This window comes from Blattabacterium cuenoti (assembly GCF_014252375.1).
Taxonomy (GTDB): domain Bacteria; phylum Bacteroidota; class Bacteroidia; order Flavobacteriales; family Blattabacteriaceae; genus Blattabacterium; species Blattabacterium cuenoti_AH.
The window spans coordinates 208,803-222,494 of the sequence record NZ_CP059221.1; the positions used below are offsets into that span (position 1 = coordinate 208,803).

A 13,692-nucleotide genomic window follows, 5' to 3' on the forward strand; every position below is an offset into this window, starting at 1 on the left:
TTTTATTATTTTGTAATATTAGAATTACATAATACGTAATGTATATAAAAAATTACTTAAATTATAAAAAATTTTTTAAAATTATGTATCCTGATAATATAAAATATAGTAAAAATCATGAATGGGTAGAAATGATAGAACCTACAAAAAAAAATGGAAAAAATGATTATTATGCTAATGTAGGAATAAGTTTTTTTGCACAAAAAGAATTGGGAGACATAATATATCTTGATATAGAAAATTCTATAATAGAAAAAACAATAAAAAAAGGAGAAATATTTGGGACTATAGAAGCAGTAAAAACTATTTCAGATTTATTTATGCCTGTTTTAGGAAAAGTTTTAGAAATAAATAAGGAATCTATTTCAAATCCAGAATTTATAAATAAAAATGCCTATAAAACATGGATAATAAAAATAAAAATTTTGTGTATTGAAGATTATAATAAATTAATGACATTTAAAGAATACGAAAATTTTTCAAAAATTTTATAAAAAAATATTTACGTTAATACGTTAATATGAAAAATTACGATTTTCTTAATAATGAAAAAATATCAGAAAAAATAATAGATTTTGTACATAAAAATATAACTAGAGTTCATTTCTTTATTCCTTCAATACATTGTAGTTCATGTGTATTTATTTTAGAAGATTTACCTAATAAATATAGTAACATATTAAGTTCTAATGTTGATTTTTTAAACAAAAAAATTTGGATAACATTCTATAATAATAATTTAAAAATAAGTGATTTAGCTAAAATTCTTGAAAATATAGGTTACTCTCCATCTACTGATCTAGAATCATTTGAAAAATATGATTTAAGTAATTCAGAAACAAATAATAAAAAAAACAGAAATAAAATACAAAAAATTGCAATATTTGTATTTTGTTTTGGAAATATTATGTTGTTGGCAATACCGGAATATGTAGGATCTATGAGTGATCCATGGTACGTAAATCATCGTTATTTTTTTCGTTTTATGATGATGATTTTATCTATACCGGTATTTTTATTTACTATATTTGATCACATAAAATATGCTATAATAGGTGTCAAAAAAAAATTAATAAATATAGACGTACCAATCTCTATGGGAATATTAGTTATTTTTTTTTGGAGTTTATACGAAATATTATTCGATTTAGGATCAGGATATTTTGATAGTTTATCTAGTTTTTCATTATTTATTTTAATAAGCAAACTTTTTCAAGTACATACTCATAATAAAATTTTTTCTTTTAACAAAAATTATAAATCTTTTTATCCTATTTTGATAACAAAAGTAAAAAATGGAGTAGAAAAAAAAATTTTTGTATCAAGTTTAGAAATAGGAGATATTTTTGTAGTTAAAAATGAAGAAATTATTCCAGTAGATTCTATTTTAATTAAAGGAAAATCTATATTAGATAATAGTTTTATAACAGGTGAATCTAATTTAATTATAAAAAAAATAGGTGATAAAATATATGCTGGATCTAGACAAAAAGGTGAAGCTATTTATTTGAAAGTAGTAAAAAAAATGGATAATAGTTATTTAAGTATTTTGTGGAAAAAAGGAATAAAAAAGAATAATAATTATTATATAAATTCTATTACTACAAATGTAAGTAAATATTTTACACCTTCTATAATTATAATTTCTTTATCAAGTGGAATTTATTGGTATATAAAAAATAATATATATAATGTATTTAAAACTATATTTTCTATTTTGATTATAACTTGTCCTTGTGCATTAGTACTATCATCACCATTAATATTTGGAAATATTATAAAATTTTTTTCTAAAAAAGGATTATATATAAAAGATACATTAACAGTAGAAAAAATATCATCTATAAAAACATTAATTTTCGATAAAACTGGAACTTTGACTGATCCTAATAAAGAAATAATTAATTTTATTGGTAAGAAAATTAGTTATAATGAAAAAAGAATGATAGCTTCTTTATTAAGAAATTCTTCTCATCCATTTAGTCAAAAAATTTTGTCTAAATTATCTATAAAAAATTTTTATAAAATAAACGATTTTAAAGAAATACCAGGAAAAGGATTAGAATGTAAAATAAATAATTTTACAATAAAAGCAGGATCTATGAAATATGTAAGTTTATGTAATTCAAATAAAATAAAAGATAAAACATTAGTTGCTATTTCTATAAATAATAAATTATTGGGTTATTTTTATTTTAAAAATTTTTATCGTAAAGGAATACAAAAATTATTTAATGATTTAAAAAAAGATTACAATATAATAGTATTATCAGGAGATAATAACAATATAGAAAAAAAATATATTAAATCAATACTTCCAAAATCAAGTAAAATTTTATTTAATCAAAGTCCAGAAGATAAATTAAATTATATAAAAAAATTACAAAAAAATGGAATAAAAGTTATAATGTTTGGAGATGGTGTTAATGATAGTGCAGCATTAAAAAAAAGTGAAGTAGGAATTTCCGTATCAGATAATCCAACTAGTTTTTTCCCTAGCTGTGATGCTTTTATTAAGTCTGATTGTTTAAATAAAATATCATATTTTTTAAAAATATCTAGAATTTCTTATTTATTAGTGATAATAAATTTTATTATTAGTTTACTTTATAACATTTTAGGTATATTTTTTGCTATAACTTGTAAACTGAATCCACTAATTGCTTCTATATTAATGCCTATAAGTTCTTTTTCAGTAATTATTTTCTCTATAATATCCACATGTATTATTTCAAAAAAAATTTTATGGATATAATAATTATTATGATATTATCAAGCATTTCTATATGTGTTATATTTTTAATATTTCTTTTATTTAGTATTTACTATGGACAATTTGATGATTTAGAATCTCCAAAGATTAGAATTTTAATGGATAAAAAATATGATAATTATCTTAAAAAAGATAAAAAAAGTTAATTAATACTTTAATGAAATTTAATCAATCTAATAATTTAAAAAAAAGTTATTATAATAACAACATAGTAAAAGCTTTTTTGTATGCTACAATATTTTGGGCTTTAATAAGTTTTTTAGCAGGTTTATTTGTAGCATTACTTCTTTTTTCTCCAAAAATTCCAGAAATAATTTTTGGAGAAAAATTAAAATATACTAGAGGTATATTCGGATTTGGTAGATGGAGAATGTTACATACAAATACGGCAATATTTGCATTTGTAGGAAATATAATTTTTACAGGTTATTACTATTCTTTACAACGTTTATTAAAAACAAGAATATTTAGTAATATTCTTAGTTGGATTCATTTTTGGGGATGGCAAATATTTATAATATCTACATGGATAACTTTTCTATTAGGAATTAATACAAGTAAAGAATATTCTGAACATGAATGGCCTATAGATATATTAATATTATTCATATGGATTGTATATGGAATAAATATGATAGGAAGTATTTTAAAAAGAAGAATAAAGCACTTATATGTAAGTATTTGGTTTTTATTAGGAACATGGGTATCTGTAGCAATGTTACATATATTTAATAATTTAGAATTACCTATATCTCTTTTTTCATTTAAAAGTTATTCTATATATGCAGGTGTTCAAGATGCATTGATGCAATGGTGGTATGGTCATAATGCAGTTGCTTTTATTTTAACAACACCTATATTAGGTTTAATGTATTATTTTGTTCCTAAAGCTTCAAATCAACCTATATTTTCTTATAAGTTATCTATTATTCATTTTTGGTCTTTAATATTTATATATATATGGGCTGGCCCACATCATTTAATGTACACATCTCTTCCTAATTGGGCACAAATGTTAGGTACAATATTTTCAATTATGTTAATTGCCCCTTCTTGGGGAGGTATGTTAAATGGATTATTAACTTTAAGAAGTGATTGGAATAAGGTAAAAGAAGATCCTGTGTTAAAATTCTTTGTTGTTGGAATTGTTTGTTATGGAATGGCAACTTTTGAAGGGCCAATGTTGGCAACTAAAACTTTAAATTCAATAGGTCATTTTACAGATTGGGTAATTGCTCATGTTCATTTAGGTACTTTAGGATGGAATGGGTTTATGTCTTTTGGTATTATATATTGGATAATACAAAAACTTTGGAATACAAAGCTATATTCTAAATTATTAGCTAATATTCATTTTTGGCTTGGCATAATAGGTATAATTCTATATATTTTTCCTATGTATTTTAGTTCTGTTTTACAATCATCAATGTGGAAACAATTTAATCCAGATGGAACATTATTATATAAAAATTTTATAGATTCTGTAATATCTATAATACCATTTTATAAACTACGATTTTTAGGAGGATTTATTTATTTAATAGGTTTTATACTAATGATATATAATATTATTAAAACAATTAATAAAGGATTTTTTGTAAAAAATGAAAAATTTTTGTATAATAAATTTTCTTATAAAGAAGATAATAAAAATGAAAAATTTCATAGTTGGTTGGAAAAAAGACCTATACAAATGACAATATTGTCTTTATTAGCAGTAGCTATAGGAGGTTTTATTGAAATTATTCCTACTATAATAATTAAATCAAATGTTCCTACAATTAATAATGTTAAACCATATACTGCTTTGGAATTAGAAGGTAGAGATTTATTTGTAAGGGAAGGTTGTAATTCATGTCATAGTGCTCAGGTTCGTCCATTTAGAGATGAAGTTGTTCGTTATGGAGAGTATTCTAAAGCAGGAGAGTTTGTATATGATCATCCATTTTTATGGGGATCTAAAAGAACTGGGCCAGATTTAGCTAGAGAAGGAGGAAAAAATCCTAGTTCCTGGCATTATAATCATTTATATGATCCTAGATCTACATCCACAGGATCTATTATGCCTAGATATCCATGGTTAATTTATAATAAATTAGATAGATTTTATACACATGATAAAATTAAAGCTATGATAAAATTGGGTGTACCATATACATTAGAATATGTAAAAACATATAATAATGATATGAATAAACAAGCAAAAAAAATTGTTAATGATATATATAGTGAATTTCCTAAATTAAAGGAAGAAATAGAGAAAGAAAGAAATGAATTTAAAAATAAATTTATACCTCTAGAAAATAGAGAAGTTATCGCGTTAATTGCTTATTTACAAAGAATAGGTACAGATATAAAATCTTAAATTTATAATTATGAGATTTTTTAAAAATTATTTTATAAGAGAAAAAAACATAGGAATATTTCAATCAATTATATTAATAATATTTTTTTTAATATTTTCTTTTATCTTATTTATTGTTTTTTCTAAACCAAAAGATTTTTATAAAAATGATAGTTTAATGGCTACAGATAATAATAAAGAAAAAAAATAATTAATTATGAAATATAAAATTTCTTCTTTTATTATGATTTTTTCTTCATTATCTGTTATAATATTTTCGTTTTATACTTTTCTTAAGAGTTATAATAAAATATTTTATATAAAACATCCAATAACTATATTATTTTTTATAGTAATAGTATTATTATTGATAATATTAGAATTTATTAATAATTTAATTTTTAAAAAAAAAATAGAATTTTTATCTGAAAATGATAAAAAAATAATTTTAGAAAAAAATGAGGGAAATTATTTATCTATTCTTTATAGATTTATATTTAATTATAATAATAAAAAATTAGAAAAAGTAAAAAAAATAGATCATGGATTTGATGGAATTATAGAATTAGATAATGATTTACCAATTTGGTGGATACATTTATTTTTATTGACTATTATTTTTTCTACAATTTATTTTTTTTCTTACTTGACACTAGATTTTTCTAATCCTTATAAAGAATACAAAATATCTTATGAAAAACAACTAAAGGAAATTAAAATATTTGAAAGGTATGCTCCACAAGCATCTTTAGAAAAATCATTTTTTAAAAAAAATTTAATAAATGATGGAAAAATTTTATTTGAAGAAAATTGTTCTACTTGTCATCGAAAAGATGGTAGTGGTAGTATTGGACCTAATTTAACAGATGATTATTGGATAAATACAGTAGAAAAAGATTTATATAAAAATATATTTTCTATAGTATGGAATGGTAGTAAAAAAAATCCTACAATGCGCGCTTTTGGAAAATCAGGAGAAATAAAAGGTAATGATATTGAAAAAATATCTAGTTATGTTTATTTTATAAATAAGAAAAAAATAAAACCAAATCAAAAAAAATCTCCTCAGGGGAAAAAAATATTAAAATGGAATTAATAAAATTTTTTTTAACTATAAAATAATTTATGAAAATAAAATTAGGATGGGATACCTGTATAATATTATCAATAGTAACTTTTATAAGTTTTATAATTTACATTGCATTTTTTTTTAAAAATATAGATAGTCAGCTTGTATCAGAAAAATATTATGAAGATGAATTAAAATATCAAGAAACTATAAATGAAAAAAAAAATGCTTTAAAATTATCAGATAAAATAAATATTTTAACTTCACCTTATGGAATTAAGGTAATATTTTATATTTCTAATGGTTATGGTTCAATAAAATTATTTAGATTTTCTTCTAAAAATTTAGATTTAACAAGATATTTTAATATTTCTGGTAGAAATAAATTATTTATTAATAAAAAATTTTTAAGGAAAGGATACTATAAAATAATAATTAGATTAAAACATAATAAAACAAAATATTTTTTTGAAAAGAATTTGTACTGGAATGAATAAAAAAAAAATAAAATGAAGAAAGTAAAAAAAAATATTCGTGAAGAATCTTTAATTTATCATAGTAAATTTCCATCAGGAAAGATAAAAATTACTCCAACAAAAAAATATAATAGCCAAAAATATTTATCTTTAGCCTACTCTCCTGGAGTAGCAGAACCTTGTAAAGAGATTGTTAGAAATCCTAAAAATGTATATAAATATACTTCTAAAGGTAATTTAGTCGCAGTTGTAACAAACGGATCTGCAGTATTAGGATTAGGTAACATAGGTGCATTAGCTTCTAAACCAGTAATGGAAGGAAAAGCACTATTATTTAAAATATTTTCAGGAATTGATGTTTTTGATATAGAAATTAATGAATCTGATCCAAAAAAATTTATAAAAATAGTAAAATCTATATCTCCAACTTTTGGTGGAATTAATATAGAAGATATTAAATCTCCAGAAGCTTTTAACATAGAAAGAACTTTAAAAAAAGAATTAGATATTCCTGTTATGCATGATGATCAAGATGGAACTGCAATTATTTCAGGTGCTGCATTACTTAATGCAATTTATTATGTAAAAAAAAATATTAATAAAGTAAAAATGATTATTAATGGAGCTGGATCCGCTGCTATTTCTTGTGCTAGAATATACAAAAAATTAGGAGTTTTATCAAAAAATATTATGATGTTTGATAGCAAAGGATTATTACATAATTCAAGAAATGATTTAAATAAAGAAAAAAAAGAGTTTTCTATTCATGAAAATAATCACTTTTTTTCATTAAAAGAAGCTATAAAAAATTCAGATATATTTATAGGATTATCTATAGGAGGAATATTAACTACTGATATGCTAAAAAGCATGGCAAAAAATCCAATTGTTTTTGCTATGGCTAATCCTGATCCAGAAATTGATTACAATTTAGCATTAAAAACTAGATCAGACGTTATTATTGCTACTGGAAGAAGTGATTATCCTAATCAAGTAAATAATGTAATAGGATTTCCATATATTTTTAGAGGAGCTTTAGATGTACAAGCAAGTATTATTAATGATGAAATGAAATTAGCCGCTGTATATGCTATAGCATCTTTAGCAAAAGAACCTGTTCCTGAACAAGTAAATATTGTTTATAATAAAAAAAATATTTTCTTTGGAAAAGAATACATTATACCAAAACCTTTTGATAATAGATTACTTCCTAGAGTCTCTATTGCAGTAGCTAAAGCTGCTATAAGTACTGGAGTAGCAAAAAATTCAATTTCTAATTGGAAAGTATATGAAGAAACACTTTTTGATAGAATGGGATATGAAAGTAAAATTTTAAGAATGATAGAAAATAGAGCACGTACAAGTCCTAAAAAAATTGTTTTTTGTAATGGTGATGAATATAATATATTGAAAGCTATTAATATTCTAAATGAAAAAGGAATAATTCATTCTCCTATAGTATTGGGAAATGAAAATAAAATAAATAATTTAATTAAAGAAAATAAATTAGATTTAAAATTAAAAATTATAGATCCTGAAGATGAAAAAAATAATGAAATAATAGATAATTATGCAAAAATTCTTTGGAAAAGAAGATGTAGAAAAGGATTAACTTTATATGAATCAAAAATTAGGATTAAAAATAATGATCATTTTGGATCTATGATGGTAGATCAAAATGAAGCTGACGTTGTTATTACTGGATATTCTAGAAATTTTTCATTAAGTTTAAAACCTATTTTAGAAGTCATAGGAAGAAAAAAATCTGATTTTAAAGTAGCTGGTATGATTATATTATTAACAAAAAAAGGCCCATTATTTTTAGCAGATACTGCTGTTATAATTGATCCAACAAGTGAGGAGTTAGCTAGAATTGCATTAATGACATCTCATGTAGTTAAAGAATTTGATATTGAACCCCATATAGCTATGTTGTCCTTTCAAAATTTTTCATCACATTCTAAAACATCAAATAAAGTATCTAAAACTGTATCATTTTTACATAAAAAATATCCAAATTTAATAGTTGATGGAGAATTACAGCCAGATTTTGCTTTAAATAAATTTTTATTATCTAGTAAATTTCCATTTTCTAAATTAGTAAAAAAAAATGCTAATATATTCATTTTTCCAAATCTTGAATCAAGTAATTTAACATATAAATTTATTAGAGGACTAGGTGATATTAAAACTATAGGACCTATTATGTTAGGAATGAATAAACCGGCCCACATAATGCAAATACAATCTAGTATAGAAGAGATAGTAAATTTATCCACTATAGCAGTAATTGATGCACAGATTAGAAATAATTAATAATTATATTTTTCTATAAAATTACTTTTACCAAATAAATAAACAACCTTTTTTTTAAAAAAAAGGTTGTTATTAGATGTATAATAAAATATTGATGGATTTATACATTGTTTAGAAGATAATAATTCTTTTTTTACTAATATTTTTTTTATTTCTTTTACTACTATTTTTTGTACATCAATTAAATGTACTTTACCTCTATAATAATTATTTATTTCATTTTTCATATATAAGTAATGAGTACAAGCTAAAATTAATGATTCTATTGATTTTAATTTAAATAAAGAATGATTTATAATATATCTTATTTTTTTTATATTAAAATTATTTTCTATGAAATATGCTAATAATGGTATAGATATTTGGATAATATTTAAATGATTATAATATTCTTTTATTTTACTTATATAGAAATTTGATTTAGCAGTAGAAGGTGTAGTAATAATTCCTATATTTTTATAAGATAAAAATATCTTATCTTTAACTATTGGATCTATTACATTAAATATTAATATTTTATTATTAAATTTATTCGATATTATATCAAAAGCATTAGATGTAATTGTATTACAAGCAATTATTATTGCCTTACATTTTTTTTCATAAAGAAATGTTGTTATTTTAATTGCATTATTAACAATAAAATTTTTTGATTTATTACCATATGGCATATTAGCACTATCTCCAAAGTATATAAAATATTCGTTTGGCATTTGGTTTTGTATTTCTTTTGCTATTAAAAGACCACCTATACCAGAATCAAATATACCTATAGGATATTTATTCTTCATAGTTAATTTAGTTAATTTATTATTTAACTATAAATTTTTATTTAAATTTATTATTGTTAATCATTATTTTTTTATGTAAATATTTTTTTAATCTAGATGCTTTATTTAAATGTATTATATTTTTTTTAGATAATTTATCTATCATAGATATTACTTTTGGATAAAAACTTTTATCTTTATTAATCAATAATTTTTTTATAATAGTTCTTGTACTTTTATATAAATATTTATTTCTAATACGTTTAATATTATTTTGTCTTATTCTTTTTATTGATGATAAATGATTAGCCATATTCATAAATTTATGTAGCCCATAGGGGAATCGAACCCCTCTTTCCAGGATGAAAACCTGACGTCCTAACCAATAGACGAATGGGCCTAATAACAAATTAAATTTTTTTTATATTTAATACAAGTAATAAATATAATTTAATTATACGATTAATTAATCATACTTTATCATTATTCATAATTATAAAACCAATAGATTTTAAATCATTCCAAAAAGAAGGATACGATTTTTTTACGACATTTGGTTCTTTTATTTTTAAAATTGGAAAATTATTTAATAATGTAAAAGGGATAAATGACATAGCCATTCTATGATCTTGATAAGTATTTATTTCTATAGGATATTTAATATTTTTTTTTATAAAATCTTTTATTTCTAAATGTGATTTTGTAATATTTACAATTATTCCAAATTTATAAAGTTCATTTTGTAATGCTGCTAATCTATCTGTTTCTTTTATTTTTAAGGTTTCTAATCCATTTATATAACATTTTATTCCAATGGATGCGCAAGTTACAATTATAGTTTGTGCCAAATCTGGAGTTTTATTCAAGTTCAATTTAATAAATTTTTTTTGATAAAAATTATCTTTTTTTTTTAAAAAAATTTTATTTTTAATGAAAAATGTCAATATTCCAAAATATTTTTCATATAAATAAGATACTTCTTTGTCTCCTTGTAAGCTTTTATTAAAGTATGAACTTAACATAATATTACTTTTTTTTGAAACAGTTGCCATTGAATAATAATAAGAAGCAGAACTCCAGTCTGATTCTATATGAAAGACTTTTTTTCCTTTTTTTTTATAAGGAAAAATATGGATATATTTTTCTTTCCATATAATTTCAATTCCTGATAATGATAAAAGATCAAAAGTCATTTTTATATATGGAATTGACGTTATTTTATTTTCTAAAAAAATTTTTAATCCATTTTTAAATTTATTTGCAACTAACATTAATGAACTAATATATTGACTACTAACTTTTGCATTTACATAAATTTCTCCTCCTGAAATAGATTTACCAAAAATTTTTAATGGAGGATATCCAATTTTTTCTAAATAAATAATTTTAGCTCCTAATTTTTTTAGTGCATTAACAAGTATTGAAATAGGTCTTTGTTTCATTCTACTAGATCCTGTCAATATTGTTGTTTTATTTTCTTTTATTGCAAGATAAGAAGTTAAAAAACGCATTGCAGTTCCAGCATGATGGATATTAATAACATCATATTCATTTTTTAAACTATTTTCTAATACTTTAGTATCATCACAATTAGATAAATTTTCAATATTAATATTTTCTTTATATAAATATTTTATAATTAAAAGACGATTTGATATACTTTTAGATCCAGTTATAGATATAGACCCATTTAAACAATTTGTTTTTCTATAAATGTTAATATTATTAGACATATTATCTTAATTCTTTATTTTTATGATGTCTATTATAATCTCTATTAGTTTTTTCTATTAGTTTTTTATTAAATGATTTTTCTAAATCAATACCGGTTTGATTAGCCAAACATATTACAACAAATAATACATCTGATAGTTCTTTTCCAAGATCTTCATTTATTTCTTCATTTTTATTTGACTGTTCACCATAATTTCTTGCAATAATTCTAGATACTTCTCCAACTTCTTCAGACAATAATATAGTATTTGTTAATATATTAAAGTAACGAATACCATTTTTATGTATCCATTTATGAACAATTTTTTGTAGATTATTCATTTAATTTTCCTTTTTAATAAAATTTTTACTTTATCTATAATTGATTCACAATCAATTTTATATTTTTTCATTAATTCTATTGGTTTTCCACTTTCTCCAAAAGTATCATTAACTGCTATTAATTCTTGAGGAATATTACATTGTTTAGTAGTTATTATTCTTGCAATACTTTCTCCTAGCCCCCCCAAATAATTATGTTCTTCAGCAGTAAGAATACATTTTGTTTTATATATTGATTTTAATATTGTTTTTTCATCTATTGGTTTAATTGTATGTACATTAATTATTTCACATTCAATTCCTTCTTTTTCATATAAAAATTTGTATGCTTTTAATGATTCCCATACTAAATGTCCTGTACTAACAATAGTTACATCCTTACCTTTTTTTAAAATTATAGCTTTTCCTATATTGAAATCTTGATTTTTTTCTGTAAAATTTGTAACAGAAGGACGACCAAAACGTAAATATACTGGACCAAAAAATTTAGATATAGCTATAGTAGCTGCATATGTTTGATTATAATCACATGTATTTATTACAGTCATTCCAGGAAGCATTTTCATTAATCCAATATCTTCTAAACTTTGATGTGTTGCTCCATCTTCTCCTATAGTTAATCCAGAATGAGATGCACATATTTTTACATTTTTATAAGAATAAGCAATTGATTGACGTATTTGATCATATACACGAGATGTAGAAAAGTTAGCGAATGTCCCAGTAAATGGAATGTATTCTCCAATACTCAATCCTGCAGCTATACCTATCATATTAGCTTCTGCTATTCCAATCTGAAAAAATCTATCTGGAAATTTTTTACGAAATTTATCCATATACATAGATTTAGTTAAATCTGCACATAATACAACTATTTTACTATTTTGTTTTCCTATAAAAGCCAGTGCATCGCCAAATCCAGCTCTAGTTTCTTTTAATTCTTTCATTTTTAATATTAAATATTATTAATAATCACCTAAACTTTCTGGAAGCTGAATTAATGCTTTTGTTAATTCATTTTTATTAGGAGCCTTTCCATGCCATTCGTTTTTTCCAACCATAAAATCTACACCATAACCCATTTTAGTATGTAAAATAATTAATATAGGTTTTTCATTATTAGTTTTTTTTATTGCTTTTTTTAAAATATTAATAACACTTTTAACATCGTTTCCATTTTTTTCTTCTAAAACTTCCCAATTAAATGATCTAAATTTTTTATTTAAATCACCAAGAGGCAATACTTGATCAGTGCTACCATCTATTTGTTGCCTATTATAATCTATTGTTGCTATATAATTATCTATTTTTTTAGCTCCAGCATATAATACTGCTTCCCATATTTGACCTTCATTTAATTCTCCATCTCCATGTAAACTAAATACATTAGTATTTTTTTCATTATCTAATTTTTTTGAAATAGCTGCACCAATAGAGACAGACATACCTTGACCTAGAGATCCTGAAGAAATCCTTATTCCTGGTAATTTATCATGTACAGATGGATGCCCTTGTAAACGAGAATTTATCTTTCTAAAAGATGATAGTTCTGAAATAGGGAAAAAACCTGATCTAGCTAATATACTATAATAAACAGGAGAGATATGTCCATTTGACAAGAAAAAAATATCTTCTCCTTTTCCATTCATAATAAATTTTTTAGGGTTAAAATTCATTATTTCATTATATAAAGCTACAAAATATTCTGTTGAACTTAAAGATCCACCTGGATGTCCAGATTTTGCATTATTAACCATTCTTAGAATATCTCTTCTTACTTGATTACATAAATTTTTTAAATTACATATATTCATTGTTATCGTTCATTAATTTAATTTAATAAAATTAATATTATAAAATTTGTTTTTGTTATTATTAATAAAATACAA

At 22.0% G+C, this 13,692-nt stretch carries 14 protein-coding genes and 1 tRNA gene; 8 read left to right on the forward strand and 7 right to left on the reverse strand.

Annotated features, from left to right (window positions below; genetic code table 11):
* Positions 1–83: 83 nt before the first annotated feature.
* Genes H0H34_RS01035 through H0H34_RS01070 form a run of 8 tightly spaced genes read left to right on the forward strand, consistent with a single transcriptional unit; the run spans position 84 to position 8,978 of the window.
* A complete protein-coding gene (locus H0H34_RS01035) occupies positions 84–494 on the forward strand; it encodes a glycine cleavage system protein H (protein WP_185873472.1) in 411 nt (136 codons plus the stop codon).
* A gap of 26 nt (positions 495–520) precedes the next feature.
* Positions 521–2,755 (forward strand): heavy metal translocating P-type ATPase, encoded by a 2,235-nt coding sequence (locus H0H34_RS01040; protein WP_185873473.1) that lies wholly within the window; start codon positions 521–523, stop codon positions 2,753–2,755.
* Positions 2,746–2,919, forward strand: a complete 174-nt coding sequence (gene ccoS, locus H0H34_RS01045; RefSeq protein WP_185873474.1) for a cbb3-type cytochrome oxidase assembly protein CcoS — start codon at positions 2,746–2,748, stop codon at positions 2,917–2,919. Before H0H34_RS01040 ends, ccoS begins: the two co-directional genes overlap by 10 nt.
* 11 nt (positions 2,920–2,930) lie before the next feature.
* Complete coding sequence (gene ccoN, locus H0H34_RS01050; RefSeq protein ID WP_185873475.1) at positions 2,931–5,138, forward strand: cytochrome-c oxidase, cbb3-type subunit I; 2,208 nt, start codon at positions 2,931–2,933, stop codon at positions 5,136–5,138.
* Between the two features lie 10 nt (positions 5,139–5,148).
* Positions 5,149–5,328, forward strand: a complete 180-nt coding sequence (locus H0H34_RS01055) for a cytochrome oxidase (protein WP_238785464.1) — start codon at positions 5,149–5,151, stop codon at positions 5,326–5,328.
* 6 nt (positions 5,329–5,334) lie between these two features.
* Positions 5,335–6,213, forward strand: coding sequence for a cbb3-type cytochrome c oxidase N-terminal domain-containing protein (locus tag H0H34_RS01060; protein WP_185873476.1), 879 nt, complete (start codon positions 5,335–5,337; stop codon positions 6,211–6,213).
* Positions 6,214–6,242: 29 nt separating this feature from the next.
* Complete coding sequence (locus H0H34_RS01065) at positions 6,243–6,683, forward strand: FixH family protein (protein ID WP_185873477.1); 441 nt, start codon at positions 6,243–6,245, stop codon at positions 6,681–6,683.
* A 12-nt stretch (positions 6,684–6,695) separates the two neighbouring features.
* Complete coding sequence (locus tag H0H34_RS01070) at positions 6,696–8,978, forward strand: NADP-dependent malic enzyme (RefSeq protein ID WP_185873478.1); 2,283 nt, start codon at positions 6,696–6,698, stop codon at positions 8,976–8,978.
* Here the strand turns inward: H0H34_RS01070 and murI are convergent.
* From murI to H0H34_RS01105, 7 genes are all read right to left on the reverse strand, one after another.
* The gene (gene murI / locus H0H34_RS01075; protein WP_185873479.1) at positions 8,975–9,769 is read right to left on the reverse strand and encodes a glutamate racemase; all 795 of its coding nucleotides are present in this window, start codon (positions 9,767–9,769) and stop codon (positions 8,975–8,977) included. The two genes, H0H34_RS01070 and murI, sit on opposite strands and share 4 nt — an antisense overlap.
* Positions 9,770–9,806: 37 nt before the next feature.
* Positions 9,807–10,061 carry a 30S ribosomal protein S20 gene (rpsT, locus tag H0H34_RS01080; RefSeq protein ID WP_185873559.1) on the reverse strand — a complete coding sequence of 85 codons (255 nt, stop codon included), beginning with the start codon at positions 10,059–10,061 and terminating at the stop codon, positions 9,807–9,809.
* A gap of 15 nt (positions 10,062–10,076) precedes the next feature.
* Positions 10,077–10,148, reverse strand: a tRNA-Glu gene (locus H0H34_RS01085).
* Between the two features lie 70 nt (positions 10,149–10,218).
* Positions 10,219–11,481 (reverse strand): 3-phosphoshikimate 1-carboxyvinyltransferase, encoded by a 1,263-nt coding sequence (locus tag H0H34_RS01090; protein ID WP_185873480.1) that lies wholly within the window; start codon positions 11,479–11,481, stop codon positions 10,219–10,221.
* 1 nt (position 11,482) lies between these two features.
* Complete coding sequence (locus tag H0H34_RS01095; RefSeq protein WP_185873481.1) at positions 11,483–11,803, reverse strand: nucleotide pyrophosphohydrolase; 321 nt, start codon at positions 11,801–11,803, stop codon at positions 11,483–11,485.
* Entirely contained in the window at positions 11,800–12,750 is a 951-nt protein-coding gene (locus H0H34_RS01100) for a transketolase family protein (protein ID WP_185873482.1), read from the reverse strand. The genes H0H34_RS01095 and H0H34_RS01100 overlap by 4 nt, the downstream gene beginning before the upstream one ends.
* An 18-nt stretch (positions 12,751–12,768) precedes the next feature.
* Complete coding sequence (locus H0H34_RS01105) at positions 12,769–13,617, reverse strand: transketolase (RefSeq protein ID WP_185873483.1); 849 nt, start codon at positions 13,615–13,617, stop codon at positions 12,769–12,771.
* Positions 13,618–13,692: the final 75 nt, after the last annotated feature.